The following is a 15,517-nucleotide window of genomic DNA, read 5'->3' on the forward strand; positions in this document are numbered from 1 at the left end:
ATCTGGACCGACCCTTCCGCCGACGACGCGCGGGAGGCGCAGGAGGCACCGTGCTCAGTGCGTTCGCGCGGGCGTTCAAGACGCCCGACCTGCGCAAGAAGCTGCTGTTCACGCTGGGCATCATGGTGATCTTCCGGGTGGGCGCGCACATCCCCGTCCCGGGCGTGAACTTCAAGGCCGTCAACACGTGCGTCAAGCAGAGCGGGAGCGGGCTCTTCGGCCTGGTCAACCTGTTCAGCGGCGGTGCGCTGCTCCAGCTGACGATCTTCGCGCTCGGCATCATGCCGTACATCACCGCCAGCATCATCCTCCAGCTGCTCACCGTCGTGATCCCGCGACTCGAGGCGCTGAAGAAGGAGGGCCAGGCCGGGCAGACCAAGATCACCCAGTACACCCGGTACCTGACCATCGCGCTGGCCGTCCTCCAGGGCACCGGCATCGTGGCCACCGCGTCCAACGGCGCGCTCTTCTCGTCCTGCCCGGTGGGCAACCAGGTGGTGCCGGACACCAGCGTCTTCCGGATCGCCGTGATGGTGATCACGATGACCGCCGGCACCACGGTGATCATGTGGCTCGGTGAGCTGATCACCGACCGCGGCATCGGCAACGGCATGTCGATCCTGATGTTCACCTCGATCGCCTCCGGCTTCCCCGGCAACGTCTGGACCATCAAGAAGCTCGGCAAGATCGCCGGCGGCTGGTTCGAGTTCTTCTCGGTGATCGCCGTGGGCCTCGTCGTGATCGTCCTGGTGATCTTCGTGGAGCAGGCCCAGCGCCGGATCCCGGTGCAGTACGCCAAGCGCATGATCGGCCGCCGGGCGTTCGGCGGCACCTCGACCTACATCCCGCTGAAGGTGAACCAGGCCGGTGTCATCCCGGTCATCTTCGCCTCCTCGCTGCTGTACATCCCCGCCCTGGTCGCACAGCTGACCAACAGCAAGTCGAGCTGGGCGGTGTGGATCAACAACAACTTCACCAAGGGCGACCACCCGGTCTACATGATCGCGTACTTCGTACTGATCGTGTTCTTCGCCTTCTTCTACGTCGCGATCTCCTTCAACCCCGAAGAAGTTGCCGACAATATGAAGAAGTATGGTGGGTTCATCCCGGGCATCCGGGCCGGCCGACCGACGGCCGAGTACCTGAACTACGTGCTCACCCGCATCACGTGGCCGGGTTCGCTCTACCTAGGCCTGATCGCGTTGATCCCGATGATCGGCCTGGTCGCCCTGAACGCGAGCACCACCATCCCGTTCGGCGGCACCAGCATCCTCATCATCGTCGGCGTCGGACTCGAAACTGTGAAGCAGATCGAGAGCCAGCTCCAGCAGCGTAATTACGAAGGGTTCCTCCGCTGATGCGTATCGTCCTCGTCGGACCTCCCGGGGCCGGGAAGGGTACTCAGGCGCACGTGCTCGCCAAGACCCTGTCCATTCCCCACATCTCGACCGGTGACCTCTTCCGGGCCAACATCAGCCAGAACACCCCGCTCGGGGTGGAGGCCAAGGGCTACATGGACCAGGGACTCCTGGTGCCGGACTCGGTCACCATCGGGATGGCGAAGGACCGGCTGCTCCAGTCGGACACCGCCCCGGGCTTCCTGCTCGACGGTTTCCCGCGGAACCTGGAGCAGGCCGAGGCCCTGGACGAGTTCCTCGCCGAGCAGGGCATCGCCCTGGACGGGGTGCTCGACCTGGAGGTCCCCGAGGACGAGGTGGTCAAGCGGATCGCCGGCCGGCGGCTCTGCCGCAACGACGGGGCGCACGTCTACCACGTGGCGTACAACCCGCCCGCGGTCGAGGGCGTCTGCGACGAGTGCGGCGGCGAGCTGTACCAGCGCTCCGACGACACCGAGGAGTCGGTCCGGGTCCGGCTGGAGGAGTACCACTCCAAGACGGAGCCGATCATCGGCTACTACAGCGAGCAGAAGCTGGTGACCACCATCCCGGCGCTGGGCAAGGTCGAAGAGGTCACCCAGCGGGCCGTGGACGCGCTGAAGGCCGGCAAGCAGAGCTGAGCCCGGCGCGGCACAACCGAACAGCAGGACCTCCGCGTGCCGCACGGCCGCGGCGCCCCCCGATCCGCGTGGTCCGGGTGGGTGCCGCGGCCGTGCGGCGTCGTACCGTGGGGGAGTGGAACGTGCGCCCGGCAAGGACCGGGCGCGACTCTCGGAGAAAGGCACTGTCCAGATGGTGGAGATCAAGACCCCCGAGCAGATCGCGAAGATGCGGACTGCCGGGCTGGTCGTCGCCGAGGCGCTCAAGGCCTGCCGCGAGGCGGTCGCCCCCGGGGTGAGCACCCAGGACCTCAACGACATCGCGGACAAGGTGATCGCCTCGCACGGCGCCACCTCCAACTTCCGCGCCCACCACGGCGGGCTCTGGTTCCCCGGGGTGATCTGCGCCTCGGTCAACAACGAGGTGGTGCACGGCATCCCCGGTGGCCGGGTGCTGCAGGAGGGCGACGTCATCTCGATCGACTGCGGCGCGATCGTGGACGGCTGGCACGGCGACGCGGCGATCACCGTCGGCGTCGGCCAGGTGGCGCCCGAGGTGGAGATGCTGAGCGCGGTGACCGAGGGCTCGATGTGGGCCGGCATCGCCCAGATGAAGAAGTCCAACCGGCTGGTGGACGTCTCCAAGGCGATCGAGGGCTTCATCCGCCGCTACCCGCTGCCGCCCAAGGGCAAGTGGGGCATCACCGAGGGCTACGGCGGCCACGGCATCGGCACCGCCATGCACATGGAGCCGCACGTGCTGAACTACGTGGAGCGCGGCCGCGGGAAGGGCCCCAAGCTGGTGCCCGGCACGGTACTGGCGATCGAGCCGATGGTCTCGCTGGGCACCCCGCACACCGAGGTGCTGGAGGACGACTGGACGGTGGTCACCACCGACGGCAGCTGGGCCGCGCACTGGGAGCACTCGGTGGCCGTCACCGAGCAGGGCCCGCTGGTCCTCACCGCCTTCGACGGCGGCAAGGCGCAGCTGGCGGCGCTGGGCGTGACCGCTGCCCCGGATCCCCTGGGCTGACACAGCCGTTGGGCTGACCCGGTATTGTCTGGGGCTCGGACCGCCAGGCGAAATCGGACAATAGGGGTAACAGTGCTGAAGGGCTTCCGCGACTTCATGATGCGCGGCAACGTCGTCGACATGGGCGTCGGCATCGTGATCGGTGCCGCGTTCACCGGGGTGGTGAACGGGTTCGTCAAGGCCTTCCTGACGCCGCTGGTCGGCCTGGTCACCGGCGCCACCGGCGACTACAGCAACAACACCTTCAGCGCGGCCGGCGTGGTCTTCCCGTACGGCGGGTTCGTCAACACCCTGATCTCGTTCCTGCTGACCGCCGCGGTGCTGTACTTCTGTGTGGTGCTGCCGGTCACCAAGGCGACCGCGCGCTACCTGCCGAAGAAGCCCAAGCCCGCCAAGCGCCCGTGCCCCGAGTGCCTGACCGAGATCCCCGAGGCCGCCACCCGCTGCTCCGCCTGCACCGCGGTGGTGCAGCCGGTGGTGGTTCCCGCCGCCCGGTGAGTTTTTGCGAAGCCTGACCGGTAACGTACGATGGACCGTCGGCTCTCTCGTAGCGTGCTTAGGCACGCCCTCAACCCTGCGGGGTGTGAGGTGAAGCCTGGTTCGCACGAGCGTTCCGCATACGGTAGCCGGACCCGAAGGGTGGTTCTCGCAGTTCATGGCTAAGAAGCAAGGCGCCATTGAGATCGAGGGCACCGTGATCGAGTCTCTTCCGAACGCGATGTTCAAGGTCGAGCTGCAGAACGGTCACAAGGTCCTCGCCCACATCAGCGGCAAGATGCGGATGCACTACATCCGCATCCTCCCGGATGACCGGGTCGTGGTGGAGCTGAGCCCCTACGACCTGACCCGCGGCCGGATCGTCTACCGGTACAAGTAGCAGAACCCCTCGCCCCACGGGCGGGGACCCCCGTCAGATCTAGACCCGGAGAACCTGAACATGAAGGTCAAGCCGAGCGTCAAGAAGATCTGCGACAAGTGCAAGGTGATCCGCCGTCACGGCCGGGTCATGGTGATCTGCGACAACCTGCGCCACAAGCAGCGCCAGGGCTGATCCTCCCGCATTTCTCGTAGTACCTTCGCGCGACGCGCACCAACGTCATAAGCGGGCTGCCCGATCCGTCCCCCCGCGGGGCCGGACTGCCACCCCCGGTTCAGAGGCCGGGGCTCGCACACCGAGAGGTGTCCGGGTAGGCAGCACGTAAGACCTCTGAGGAACATCACAGGAGCCTTGAATGGCACGCCTTTCCGGCGTTGATCTCCCCCGCGAGAAGCGGATCGAGATCGCCCTCACGTACGTGTACGGCATCGGCCGCACCCGCGCCCAGCAGACCCTGGCCGAGACCGGTGTGGACCCGTCCATCCGCGTCCGTGACATCTCCGAGGACGACCTCGTCTCGCTGCAGCGCTTCATCGACGCGAACTTCCGCGTCGAGGGCGACCTGCGCCGCGAGGTGGCCGCCGACATCCGCCGCAAGGTCGAGATCGGCTGCTACGAGGGTCTGCGCCACCGCCGCGGCCTGCCGGTTCGCGGCCAGCGCACCCACACCAACGCGCGTACCCGCAAGGGCCCGCGTCGCGCGATCGCCGGCAAGAAGAAGCCGGGCAAGAAGTAGTCCGTCCCGTAACCGGACATCCCTCCGGCCCGCGGGTCAGCGGACCGACCACCTCAGTAGGAGAACAGACTTATGCCCCCCAAGGGTCGTCAGGCTGCCGGCGCGAAGAAGATCCGCCGCAAGGAAAAGAAGAACGTCGCTCACGGTCACGCGCACATCAAGAGCACGTTCAACAACACCATCGTTTCGATCACCGACCCCGCGGGCAACGTGATCTCCTGGGCCTCCGCCGGTCACGTCGGCTTCAAGGGCTCGCGCAAGTCCACCCCGTTCGCCGCGCAGATGGCCGCCGAGGCCGCCGCGCGTCGTGCGCAGGAGCACGGCATGCGCAAGGTCGACGTCTTCGTCAAGGGTCCGGGCTCCGGCCGTGAGACCGCGATCCGCTCGCTCCAGGCCACCGGCCTGGAGGTGGGCTCGATCCAGGACGTCACCCCCACCCCGCACAACGGCTGCCGTCCGCCGAAGCGCCGCCGCGTCTGACGCAGCGCACCGCTTCCACGGTGTCTTAAACCTGGTACGGGCTCCCTTTTCATCGGGGAGCCCGTACTCTTGGTGTCGTACGACGTCAAATAGTGGGCGTCGACACAACTGGAGGATCTGAACATGCTTATCGCTCAGCGTCCGTCGCTGACCGAAGAGGTTGTCGACGAGTACCGCTCGCGGTTCGTCATCGAGCCGCTGGAGCCGGGCTTCGGCTACACCCTCGGCAACTCGCTCCGCCGCACGCTCCTCTCCTCGATCCCGGGCGCCGCTGTCACCAGCATCCGGATCGACGGTGTCCTGCACGAGTTCACCACCGTGCCGGGCGTCAAGGAGGACGTCACCGACCTCATCCTCAACATCAAGCAGCTGGTCGTCTCCTCGGAGCACGACGAGCCGGTCGTGATGTACCTGCGCAAGCAGGGCCCGGGTGTGGTCACCGCCGCCGACATCGCGCCGCCGGCCGGTGTCGAGGTGCACAACCCCGAGCTGGTCCTCGCCACGCTGAACGGCAAGGGCAAGCTGGAGATGGAGCTGACCGTCGAGCGCGGTCGCGGCTACGTCTCCGCCGTGCAGAACAAGGCCTCCGGCCAGGAGATCGGCCGGATCCCGGTCGACTCGATCTACAGCCCGGTGCTGAAGGTCACCTACAAGGTCGAGGCCACCCGTGTCGAGCAGCGGACCGACTTCGACAAGCTGATCGTCGACGTCGAGACCAAGCCCGCCATGCGTCCGCGCGACGCCATGGCCTCGGCCGGCAAGACCCTGGTGGAGCTGTTCGGCCTCGCCCGCGAGCTGAACATCGACGCCGAGGGCATCGACATGGGCCCGTCCCCGACGGACGCCGCCCTGGCCGCCGACCTGGCGCTGCCGATCGAGGAGCTGGAGCTCACCGTCCGCTCCTACAACTGCCTCAAGCGCGAGGGCATCCACACCGTGGGTGAGCTCGTCGCCCGCTCCGAGGCCGACCTGCTCGACATCCGCAACTTCGGTGCGAAGTCGATCGACGAGGTCAAGGCGAAGCTGGCCGGCATGGGCCTGGCGCTCAAGGACAGCCCGCCCGGGTTCGACCCGACCGCCGCCGCCGACGCCTTCGGCGCCGACGACCTGGACGACGCGGGTTACGCGGAGACCGAGCAGTACTAAGAGTTTGTGGTGGGGGCGGCCCCCAGCGGGCCGCCCCCACCGCGATGCAGTGCACTAAGCCGTCCGGGCAACTGTGCCCGGCCGCCCGTTCCGGTACCTGATACGGCCGGATTCGGAGATACAAGGAGCTACCATGCCCCGTCCCGCGAAGGGCGCCCGCCTCGGCGGCGGCCCCCACCACGAGCCGCTGCTGCTCGCCGGCCTGTGCCGCGAGCTGTTCCAGTACGGCCGCATCACCACGACCGAGGCCAAGGCCCGTCGGATGCGCCCGCTGGCGGAGAAGCTGATCACCAAGGCGAAGGCCGGTGACATCCACAACCGCCGCATCGTCCGCAAGACGATCACCGACGTCTCCGTGCTGCACACCCTCTTCACCGAGATCGCGCCGCGCTACGAGAACCGTCCCGGTGGCTACACCCGCATCACCAAGATCGGTCCCCGTCGTGGCGACAACGCCCCGATGGCCGTGATCGAGCTGGTCGAGGCCCTCACCGTCGCGCAGACCGCGGTCGGCGAGGCCGAGGCCGCCACCAAGCGCTCCGCCAAGGACGCCGAGGCCGCCGCTCCGGCCGCCGAGGTCACCGAGGCTCCGGCCGACGCCGTTCCGGCCGACGCCACCCCGGCCGACGAGGCCTGATCACCGGCAGGTGATCCGACGGGCCCGCCCCTCCGCTCCGGCGGGGGAGCGGGCCCGTTCCCGTTCCGCTCCGCACAGAGGACGACAGTGGCTGAGGACTGCGCCGAGACGGCGCCCGTGAAGGACGGCCCGGCCGAGGGCCGCACCAGGATCCGGCTGGACCTGGCGTACCACGGCGCCGAGTTCTCCGGCTGGGCCCGGCAGCGCGGCCGGCGCACCGTGCAGGAGGAGATCGAGTCGGCGCTGCAGGTGGTCACCCGCAGCCAGGAGCTCTTCCCGCTCACCGTGGCCGGCCGCACCGACGCCGGGGTGCACGCGCGCGGCCAGGTGGCCCACGTGGACCTGCCGGAGGAGCTGTGGGCCGCGCACGGCGCCAAGCTGCTGCGCCGCCTCGCCGGGCGGCTGCCGGCCGATGTGCGGGTCTTCCGGGTCTCCGAGGCCCCGGCGGGCTTCGACGCGCGGTTCGCGGCGATCTGGCGGCGGTACGCCTACCGGGTCGCCGACCACCAGGGCGGGGTGGACCCGCTGCTGCGCGGCCACGTGCTCTGGCACGACCGGCCGCTGGACCTGGAGAAGATGAACCGGGCCGCCGAACTGCTGCTGGGCGAGCACGACTTCGCCGCCTACTGCAAGAAGCGCGAGGGCGCGACCACCATCCGCACCCTGCTGGAGCTGCGCTGGGACCGGGTGCCGATGGACCCGTACGCGGCCCAGGAGGGCTCGCTGGCGGTGGCCACGGTGCGGGCCGACGCCTTCTGCCACAACATGGTGCGGGCGCTGGTCGGCGCGATGCTGCTGGTGGGCGACGGGCACCGGCCGGTGGAGTTCCCCGGCGAGGTGCTGGCCGGCGGGGTGCGCAACAGCGCGGTCAACGTGATCCGGCCGTACGGGCTGACCCTGGAGGAGGTCGGCTACCCGGCCGACGACCAGCTGGCGGAGCGCAACCGGCAGGCCCGCCGGCTGCGCACCCTGCCCGGAGCCGCCGCCTAATCCGTTTGGGCCGGACCAGCGGGGCACAGCACAATACGGACCATGGGACACGTCGAGATTTCACACCTTGAGTACTACCTGCCGGATGGGCGGGTGCTGTTCGACGACGCGTCCTTCCGGGTCGGCGAGGGCTCCGCGGTGGCGCTGGTGGGCGCCAACGGGGCCGGCAAGACCACGCTGCTGCGGATGATCGCCGGCGACACCCAGCCGCACGGCGGGACGGTGACGGTCAGCGGCGGCCTGGGCGTGATGCGGCAGTTCGTCGGCACCACCGGCCGCGAGGACCAGCGCGAGACGCCGGGCGCGCTGCCGGCCGACGCCTCGGTGCGGGACCTGCTGGTCTCGGTCGCGCCGCCGCGGATCGCGGTGGCCGCCAAGGCGGTGGACGCCGCCGAGCTGGCGATGATGGCCCAGGACGACGAGAAGTCGCAGATGGCCTACGCCCAGGCGCTCTCCGACTGGGCCGACGCCGGCGGTTACGACTACGAGACCGACTGGGACGTCTGCACCACGGCGGCCCTCGGCATGCCCTTCGACCGGGCCCAGTTCCGGGGCCTCAACACCCTCTCCGGCGGCGAGCAGAAGCGGCTGGTGCTGGAGTGCCTGCTCCGCGGCCCGGACGAGGTGCTGCTGCTGGACGAGCCGGACAACTACCTGGACGTGCCCGGCAAGCGCTGGCTGGAGGAGGCGATCAAGGCTTCCCCGAAGACCGTGCTCTTCATCTCGCACGACCGCGAGCTGCTCTCCAGCTGCGCCGACAAGATCATCAGCATCGAGTCCGGCTTCGGTGGCGGCGGCAGCTCGGTCTGGGTGCACGGCGGCGGCTTCGACTCCTTCCACGAGGCCCGCAAGGAGCGCTTCGCCCGGTTCGAGGAGCTCGGCCGGCGCTGGGACGAGGAGCACGCCAAGCTGAAGAAGCTGGTGGTGTCGCTCCGCCAGGCCGCCTCGGTCAGCCACGCGCTCGCCACCCGCTACGCCGCCGCGCAGACCCGGCTGAAGAAGTTCGAGGAGGCCGGCCGGCCGGAGGAGCCGCCGCGCGAGCAGAACATCACCATGCGGCTCAAGGGCGGGCGCACCGGGGTCCGAGCGCTGACCATCGAGCAGCTGGGACTGACCGGTCTGATGCAGCCCTTCGACCTGGAGGTCTTCTACGGCCAGCGGGTCGCCGTGCTGGGCTCCAACGGCTCCGGCAAGTCGCACTTCCTGCGGCTGCTGGCCGGCGACGAGTCGGTGGCGCACACCGGCGGCTTCAGGCTCGGCGCCCGGGTGGTGCCCGGCCACTTCCGGCAGACCCACGCCCACCCGGAGCTGTTCGGCCGCACCGTGCGCTCGATCATCGAGGAGGAGCACGCGCTCAGCCGCGGCGCCGCGATGGGCGCGCTGCGCCGGTACGAGCTGGACAAGCAGGAGGAGCAGAAGTTCGAGTCGCTCTCCGGCGGCCAGCAGGCCCGGCTGATGATCCTCAAGCTGGAGCTGGACGGGGTGACGGCGCTGCTGCTGGACGAGCCGACCGACAACCTCGACCTGGAGAGCGCCGAGGCGCTGCAGGAGGGGCTGGAGGCCTTCGAGGGCACGGTGCTCTGCGTCACCCACGACCGCTGGTTCGCCAAGACCTTCGACCGCTTCCTGGTCTTCGGCAGCGACGGCCGGGTCTACGAGTCCCCGGAGCCGGTCTGGGACGAGCGCCGGGTGGAGCGCGAGCGCTGAGTTTTGGAGTTGGCCCGCCCGCCGGGTATCGTTGGCCCTTGTTGTGCGTATTGGCTCGCTCCATCTCACGTGAGAGGTCGGTACGCCGGAGTTACCCGGTCGATGACCAGCGGCATCCCCTTGATTGCGTCCAAGCGGAGCCAGGCTGATCCCTCGTTCAGGTGCTCCCGTCAGGACTCATCTCACTGAAAAGCGAAGGCTACGACCGTGCGTACGTACAGCCCCAAGCCCGGCGACGTCCAGCGTCAGTGGCACGTCATCGACGCGACCGACGTCGTGCTCGGCCGCCTGGCCTCCCAGGCCGCCAACCTCCTGCGGGGCAAGCACAAGCCCACCTACGCGCCGCACATGGACATGGGTGACTTCGTCATCATCATCAACGCGGACAAGGTGCACCTGTCGGGTAACAAGAAGACCCAGAAGCTGGCGTACCGCCACTCCGGCTTCCCGGGCGGTCTCCGCTCGGTGCGCTACGACGACCTGCTGGCGAACAACCCGGAGAAGGCCGTCGAGAAGGCCATCAAGGGCATGGTTCCGAAGAACACCCTGGGCCGTCAGATGCTCTCGAAGCTGAAGGTCTACTCGGGCGACCAGCACCCGCACGCTGCCCAGCAGCCGGTGCCGTTCGAGATCACCCAGGTCGCGCAGTAATCCCGGCCACAAGCCCTTAACTAAGAAAAGCTGAGGAACATCGTGGCCGAGAACGCTGCCATCGAGACCACCCTGGACGTCGACTTCGACGAGGAGCTCACCGAGTACACCTCCGAGGAGGAGACCTCGTACTCGTCCGAGTCGGCTGCCGGCCGCTTCGCCGAGGCCATCCCCGGCGCCGGCCTGGGCCGCCGCAAGGAGGCGATCGCCCGCGTGCGCATCGTCCCCGGCACCGGCAAGTGGAAGATCAACGGTCGCACCCTGGAGAACTACTTCCCCAACAAGGTGCACCAGCAGACCGTCAACGAGCCCTTCAAGCTCCTCGAGCTGGACGGCCGTTACGACGTCGTCGCCCGCATCGCGGGTGGCGGTGTCTCCGGTCAGGCCTACGCGCTGCGCCTCGGCGTGGCCCGTGCGCTGAACGAGGCGGACGTGGACAACAACCGCGGCGCCCTCAAGAAGGCCGGCTTCCTGACCCGTGACGCTCGCGCCGTCGAGCGCAAGAAGGCCGGTCTCAAGAAGGCCCGCAAGGCCCCGCAGTACAGCAAGCGCTAATTCCACCCCCCGGGGTGCGTGCCGCCCTTGGTGCGCACCCCGCAGGTGGGACCCACGCCCCGGAGCACTCTCGTGCTTCGGGGCGTTGTGCTCCCTGGACCGGTCAGGCGGCCAGGGACGACTCCTCCGTCGGTTCGGCCTTCCCCCTCGTACCGGCCGACGGCCTCCAGCGAAGGACGGGACTGTGGCACGACTCTTCGGTACCGACGGCGTACGCGGTGTGGCCAATGAGGGCCTCACCGCCGAACTGGCGCTCGGCCTCTCGATGGCCGCCGCACATGTGCTGGGCGACGCGGACGGCCTCGGCGGCCGGCGGCCGGTCGCGGTGGTGGGCCGCGACCCGCGGGCCAGTGGCGAGTTCCTGGAGGCGGCGGTGATCGCGGGGCTGGCCGGCTCCGGCGTCGACGTGCTGCGGGTCGGGGTACTGCCGACCCCGGCCGTGGCGTACCTCACCGGCGCCCTCGGGGCGGACTTCGGCGTGATGCTCTCGGCCAGCCACAACGCGATGCCGGACAACGGCATCAAGTTCCTGGCCCGTGGCGGGCACAAGCTGGACGACGCGGTCGAGGACGCGATCGAGGCCGACTACCGCGGCCACGCCGACGGCACCCTGGACCGGGCCCGCCCGACCGGCGCCGGCGTCGGCCGGGTGCACGAGTACACCGAGGGCTTCGACAAGTACGTCGCCCACCTGGTCGCGGTGCTGCCGAACCGGCTGGACGGCGTCCGGGTGGTGATCGACGGCGCGCACGGCGCCGCCGCCCGGGTCGCCCCGGAGGCCTTCGCCCGGGCCGGTGCCGAGGTGGTCTACACGCTGGGCGCCGAGCCGACCGGCCTGAACATCAACGACGGGGTCGGCTCCACCCACCTGGACGGGCTGCGCAAGGCGATGGCCGAGCACCGGGCCGACCTGGGCGTCGCGCTGGACGGCGACGCGGACCGCTGCCTGGCCGCCGACGCCGAGGGCAACGAGGTGGACGGCGACCAGATCATCGCGATCCTGGCGGTGGCCATGCGCGAGGCCGGCACGCTGCGCCGCAACACCGCGGTCGGCACCGTGATGGCCAACCTCGGCTTCAAGCTGGCGATGGAGCGCGAGGGCATCGGCCTGGTCGAGACGGCGGTGGGGGACCGCTACGTGCTGGAGGCGATGAAGGAGCACGGCTACGCGCTGGGCGGCGAGCAGTCCGGGCACGTGATCCTGCTGGACCACGCGACCACCGGCGACGGCACCCTGACCGGCCTGATGCTGGGCGCCCGGCTGGCCGCCACCAAGCGGCCGCTGGCCGAGCTGGCCGGCGTGATGACCCGGCTGCCGCAGGTGCTGATCAACGTCAAGGGCGTGGACAAGAGCCGGGTCGGCGAGTGCGACGAGCTGACCCTGGCGGTCAAGGCCGCCAGCGAGGAGCTGGGCGGCACCGGCCGGGTGCTGCTGCGGCCCTCCGGCACCGAGCCGCTGGTGCGGGTGATGGTGGAGGCCGCCGACCACCACCAGGCCGAGACGGTGGCCGAGCGGCTGGCCGGCGTGGTCCGGGCGCAGCTGGCGGTCTGACGCCGTTTCGGACGTCGGCCTGAACGGTGTTCAGGCCGACGCCCCGTCAGAGCTTGCGGAGCAGGGCGCGGCGGACCTTGTGGTCGGCGCCCTTCTGCAGGATCAGGGTGGCCCGGCCGCGGGTGGGCAGCACGTTCTCCAGCAGGTTGGGCTTGTTGATGGTGCGCCAGACCTGGCGGCCGTACTCCATCGCCTCCTCCTCCGGCACCTCGGTGAACCGGCGGAAGTAGGAGTTGGGGTCCTGGAAGGCGGTGTCCCGGAGCTTCTTGAACCGGGACAGGTACCAGTTCTCGATGTCGTCGGTGCGTGCGTCGACGTAGATCGAGAAGTCGAAGTAGTCGGCCACCGCCAGCCGGGTCCGGCCGTCGGTGCCGGGCAGCGCGGGCTGCAGCACGTTCAGGCCCTCGACGATCAGGATGTCCGGGCGCTGCACGGTGAGCCGCTGGTCCGGCACGATGTCGTAGACCAGGTGGGAGTAGACCGGGGCGCTGACCTCCTGCTTGCCGGCCTTCACGTCCGCCACGAAGCGCATCAGCGCCCGGCGGTCGTAGGACTCCGGGAAGCCCTTGCGGGCCATCAGGCCGCGCCGGCGCAGCTCGGCGTTGGGCAGCAGGAAGCCGTCGGTGGTGACCAGCTCGACCCGGGGGTGCTCGGGCCAGCGGGCCAGCAGCGCCTGCAGCAGGCGGGCGGTGGTGGACTTGCCGACGGCCACCGAGCCGGCCACCCCGATGATGAACGGGGTGCGGGTGCGCTCGGTGTCCTTGGTGTCCAGGAAGGTGCCCAGGGCGCCGCGCAGGTCGTGGGTGGCGTGGATGTAGAGGTTCAGCAGCCGGGAGAGCGGCAGGTAGACGTCCCGCACTTCGTCCAGGTCCAGGGCTGTACCGAGACCCCGCAGGCGCTCCACCTCCTGCGCGGTGAGCGGCAGCGGGGTGCGTTCGCGCAGGGCGCTCCACTCGGCCCGGGAGAGGTCGACGTACGGGGACGGCGACGGGCTGGGCGCTGAGGGAGCGCCCCGGGTACAGAGTTCGGTCAGCACGTGGTCAATTGTGACCCGTCCGGCGGGGCGCCCGCCCTGTGGTGTCGGTCACGAGCTGTGGCCCACCGGGCGGGCTGCGTGAATCGGTGCGACGCATATGCTGTCGCATATGTGCGGAATTGTTGGATATGTGGGCTCACAGAGCGCCCTCGACGTCGTCATCGCCGGCCTGCAGAGACTCGAGTACCGAGGGTACGACTCGGCAGGCGTGGCCATTCAGTCGGCCGACTCCACGGGGCAGTGGAGCCTGGCCACCGACAAGCGGGCCGGAAAGCTCGTCAATCTGGAGAAGTCGCTCGCCGAGACCCCTCTTCCCGGCGGCACCACCGGCATCGGGCACACCCGCTGGGCCACCCACGGCGGCCCCACCGACGCCAATGCCCACCCCCACCTCGACGACCACCGCAAGGTGGCCGTGGTGCACAACGGGATCATCGAGAACTTCGCCCGGCTCCGCGCCGAGCTGGCCGACCGCGGCCACTCGCTGCGCTCGGAGACCGACACCGAGGTGGTCGCCCACCTGCTGGCGGAGGCGTTCCAGGGCGACCTGGCGGAGGCCATGCGGGCCGTCTGCCGGCAGCTGGACGGCGCCTTCACGCTGGTCGCGGTGCACGCGGACGCGCCCGGCGTGGTGGTCGGCGCCCGGCGGAACTCGCCGCTGGTGGTCGGCGTCGGCGAGGGCGAGAACTTCCTGGCCTCGGACGTGGCCGCGTTCATCGCGCACACCCGGGAGGCCATCGAGCTGGGCCAGGACCAGGTGGTGGAGCTGCGGGCCGGTGCGGTCACCGTCACCGACTTCTCCGGGGCGCCGGCCGAGGTCCGGGCCTACCACGTGGACTGGGACGCCTCGGCGGCCGAGAAGGCCGGCTACGACTACTTCATGCTCAAGGAGATCGCCGAGCAGCCCAAGGCGGTGGCCGACACCCTGCTGGGCCGGATCGGCACCGACGGCCGGCTGACCCTGGACGAGCTGCGGATCCCGGACGCGGTGCTGCGCGAGGTGGACAAGGTCGTCATCGTCGCCTGCGGCACGGCCTTCCACGCCGGGATGATCGCCAAGTACGCGATCGAGCACTGGACCAGGATCCCGTGCGAGGTCGAGGTGGCCTCGGAGTTCCGCTACCGGGACCCGATCCTGGACGCCCGGACCCTGGTGATCGCGATCTCGCAGTCCGGCGAGACCATGGACACCCTGATGGCGCTGCGGCACGCCCGGGAGCAGGGGGCCAGGGTGCTGGCGATCTGCAACACCAACGGCTCCACCATCCCGCGCGAGTCCGACGCGGTCCTCTACACCCACGCCGGGCCGGAGGTGGCGGTGGCCTCCACCAAGGCCTTCCTCACCCAGCTGGTGGCCTGCTACCTGGTGGCGCTCTACCTGGGCCAGGTGCGCGGCACCAAGTGGGGCGACGAGATCTGGGCCGTCATCAAGGAGCTGTCCAACGCGCCCAAGCAGGTCGAGCAGGTGCTGCGGACCATGGAGCCGGTGCGCGAGCTGGCCCGCTCGCTGGCGGACGCCCGCTCGGTGCTCTTCCTGGGCCGGCACGTCGGCTTCCCGGTGGCGCTGGAGGGCGCGCTCAAGCTGAAGGAGCTGGCGTACATGCACGCCGAGGGCTTCGCGGCGGGCGAGCTGAAGCACGGTCCGATCGCGCTGATCGAGGAGGGGCTGCCGGTGGTGGTGGTCGTGCCCTCGCCGCGCGGGCGGTCGATCCTGCACGACAAGATCGTCTCCAACATCCAGGAGATCCGGGCCCGGGGCGCGCGGACCATCGTGATCGCGGAGGAGGGTGACGAGGCGGTGGTGCCGTACGCCGACCACCTGATCCGGATCCCGGTCACCCCGACGCTGCTGCAGCCGCTGGTGGCCGCCGTGCCGCTGCAGGTGTTCGCCTGCGAACTGGCCACCGCCAAGGGGCACGAGGTGGACCAGCCGCGCAACCTGGCGAAGTCGGTGACGGTGGAGTGAGCGCCAGCGAGCGGAGCCGGAGCCGACCATAAGGCGCTGTGGTGACGGTGGAGTGAGCGCCGGCGAGCGGAGCCGGAGCCGGCCATAAGGCGCTGTGGTGACGGTGGAGTGAGCGCCGGCGAGCGGAGCCGGAGCCGGCCATAAGGCGCTGTGGT

The 15,517-nt window shown here is 69.8% G+C and carries 17 protein-coding genes; 16 read left to right on the forward strand and 1 reads right to left on the reverse strand.

Annotated elements, in window-relative coordinates; all coding sequences use genetic code 11:
• The first annotated feature begins 50 nt into the window (after positions 1 to 50).
• From secY to glmM, 15 genes are all read left to right on the forward strand, one after another.
• Entirely contained in the window at positions 51 to 1,358 is a 1,308-nt protein-coding gene (gene secY, locus ACFYNO_RS04030; RefSeq protein ID WP_388004819.1) for a preprotein translocase subunit SecY, read from the forward strand.
• The gene (locus ACFYNO_RS04035; protein ID WP_388004822.1) at positions 1,358 to 2,017 is read left to right on the forward strand and encodes an adenylate kinase; all 660 of its coding nucleotides are present in this window, start codon (positions 1,358 to 1,360) and stop codon (positions 2,015 to 2,017) included. The genes secY and ACFYNO_RS04035 overlap by 1 nt, the downstream gene beginning before the upstream one ends.
• 172 nt (positions 2,018 to 2,189) lie before the next feature.
• A complete protein-coding gene (gene map, locus ACFYNO_RS04040) occupies positions 2,190 to 3,029 on the forward strand; it encodes a type I methionyl aminopeptidase (RefSeq protein WP_388005485.1) in 840 nt (279 codons plus the stop codon).
• A 72-nt stretch (positions 3,030 to 3,101) separates the two neighbouring features.
• Positions 3,102 to 3,527, forward strand: coding sequence for a large conductance mechanosensitive channel protein MscL (mscL, locus tag ACFYNO_RS04045; RefSeq protein ID WP_388004825.1), 426 nt, complete (start codon positions 3,102 to 3,104; stop codon positions 3,525 to 3,527).
• Between the two features lie 157 nt (positions 3,528 to 3,684).
• Complete coding sequence (gene infA, locus ACFYNO_RS04050) at positions 3,685 to 3,906, forward strand: translation initiation factor IF-1 (protein WP_003956442.1); 222 nt, start codon at positions 3,685 to 3,687, stop codon at positions 3,904 to 3,906.
• A 60-nt stretch (positions 3,907 to 3,966) separates the two neighbouring features.
• On the forward strand, positions 3,967 to 4,080 hold the full coding sequence (gene rpmJ / locus ACFYNO_RS04055) for a 50S ribosomal protein L36 (RefSeq protein WP_003956441.1): 114 nt from the start codon (positions 3,967 to 3,969) through the stop codon (positions 4,078 to 4,080).
• A gap of 181 nt (positions 4,081 to 4,261) precedes the next feature.
• Complete coding sequence (gene rpsM / locus ACFYNO_RS04060) at positions 4,262 to 4,642, forward strand: 30S ribosomal protein S13 (RefSeq protein WP_388004828.1); 381 nt, start codon at positions 4,262 to 4,264, stop codon at positions 4,640 to 4,642.
• Positions 4,643 to 4,714: 72 nt separating this feature from the next.
• Positions 4,715 to 5,122, forward strand: a complete 408-nt coding sequence (gene rpsK, locus ACFYNO_RS04065) for a 30S ribosomal protein S11 (protein ID WP_030232513.1) — start codon at positions 4,715 to 4,717, stop codon at positions 5,120 to 5,122.
• A gap of 123 nt (positions 5,123 to 5,245) precedes the next feature.
• Positions 5,246 to 6,268, forward strand: coding sequence for a DNA-directed RNA polymerase subunit alpha (locus ACFYNO_RS04070; protein WP_035848201.1), 1,023 nt, complete (start codon positions 5,246 to 5,248; stop codon positions 6,266 to 6,268).
• Positions 6,269 to 6,401: 133 nt separating this feature from the next.
• Positions 6,402 to 6,905: a 50S ribosomal protein L17 gene (gene rplQ, locus ACFYNO_RS04075; protein WP_388004831.1), complete on the forward strand. Its 504-nt coding sequence runs from the start codon at positions 6,402 to 6,404 to the stop codon at positions 6,903 to 6,905.
• Between the two features lie 87 nt (positions 6,906 to 6,992).
• The gene (gene truA, locus ACFYNO_RS04080) at positions 6,993 to 7,895 is read left to right on the forward strand and encodes a tRNA pseudouridine(38-40) synthase TruA (protein WP_388004834.1); all 903 of its coding nucleotides are present in this window, start codon (positions 6,993 to 6,995) and stop codon (positions 7,893 to 7,895) included.
• 42 nt (positions 7,896 to 7,937) lie between these two features.
• Entirely contained in the window at positions 7,938 to 9,602 is a 1,665-nt protein-coding gene (locus ACFYNO_RS04085; RefSeq protein ID WP_388004837.1) for an ABC-F family ATP-binding cassette domain-containing protein, read from the forward strand.
• A 207-nt stretch (positions 9,603 to 9,809) separates the two neighbouring features.
• Positions 9,810 to 10,253 carry a 50S ribosomal protein L13 gene (gene rplM, locus ACFYNO_RS04090; protein ID WP_388004840.1) on the forward strand — a complete coding sequence of 148 codons (444 nt, stop codon included), beginning with the start codon at positions 9,810 to 9,812 and terminating at the stop codon, positions 10,251 to 10,253.
• A 42-nt stretch (positions 10,254 to 10,295) separates the two neighbouring features.
• Positions 10,296 to 10,808, forward strand: a complete 513-nt coding sequence (gene rpsI, locus ACFYNO_RS04095) for a 30S ribosomal protein S9 (protein ID WP_388004843.1) — start codon at positions 10,296 to 10,298, stop codon at positions 10,806 to 10,808.
• Positions 10,809 to 10,992: 184 nt separating this feature from the next.
• Entirely contained in the window at positions 10,993 to 12,360 is a 1,368-nt protein-coding gene (glmM, locus tag ACFYNO_RS04100) for a phosphoglucosamine mutase (protein WP_388004846.1), read from the forward strand.
• Positions 12,361 to 12,406: 46 nt separating this feature from the next.
• On the opposite strand, the gene coaA is transcribed toward glmM, so the two are convergent.
• Complete coding sequence (gene coaA / locus ACFYNO_RS04105) at positions 12,407 to 13,396, reverse strand: type I pantothenate kinase (protein WP_388004849.1); 990 nt, start codon at positions 13,394 to 13,396, stop codon at positions 12,407 to 12,409.
• Between the two features lie 109 nt (positions 13,397 to 13,505).
• On the opposite strand from coaA, the gene glmS reads away from it, so the two are divergent.
• Complete coding sequence (gene glmS / locus ACFYNO_RS04110) at positions 13,506 to 15,362, forward strand: glutamine--fructose-6-phosphate transaminase (isomerizing) (RefSeq protein ID WP_388004852.1); 1,857 nt, start codon at positions 13,506 to 13,508, stop codon at positions 15,360 to 15,362.
• Positions 15,363 to 15,517 lie beyond the last annotated feature (155 nt).

It is taken from the genome of Kitasatospora sp. NPDC006697, assembly GCF_042869935.1.
Taxonomy (GTDB): domain Bacteria; phylum Actinomycetota; class Actinomycetes; order Streptomycetales; family Streptomycetaceae; genus Kitasatospora.

Coding starts and splice junctions, on each gene's coding strand:
- infA (WP_003956442.1), top strand. CDS start 3,685: ATGGCTAAGAAGCAAGGCGCCATTGAGATCGAGGGCACCGTGATCGAG.
- rpsM (WP_388004828.1), top strand. CDS start 4,262: ATGGCACGCCTTTCCGGCGTTGATCTCCCCCGCGAGAAGCGGATCGAG.
- map (WP_388005485.1), top strand. CDS start 2,190: ATGGTGGAGATCAAGACCCCCGAGCAGATCGCGAAGATGCGGACTGCC.
- ACFYNO_RS04035 (WP_388004822.1), top strand. CDS start 1,358: ATGCGTATCGTCCTCGTCGGACCTCCCGGGGCCGGGAAGGGTACTCAG.
- rpmJ (WP_003956441.1), top strand. CDS start 3,967: ATGAAGGTCAAGCCGAGCGTCAAGAAGATCTGCGACAAGTGCAAGGTG.
- ACFYNO_RS04085 (WP_388004837.1), top strand. CDS start 7,938: ATGGGACACGTCGAGATTTCACACCTTGAGTACTACCTGCCGGATGGG.
- glmS (WP_388004852.1), top strand. CDS start 13,506: ATGTGCGGAATTGTTGGATATGTGGGCTCACAGAGCGCCCTCGACGTC.
- rplQ (WP_388004831.1), top strand. CDS start 6,402: ATGCCCCGTCCCGCGAAGGGCGCCCGCCTCGGCGGCGGCCCCCACCAC.
- rpsK (WP_030232513.1), top strand. CDS start 4,715: ATGCCCCCCAAGGGTCGTCAGGCTGCCGGCGCGAAGAAGATCCGCCGC.
- ACFYNO_RS04070 (WP_035848201.1), top strand. CDS start 5,246: ATGCTTATCGCTCAGCGTCCGTCGCTGACCGAAGAGGTTGTCGACGAG.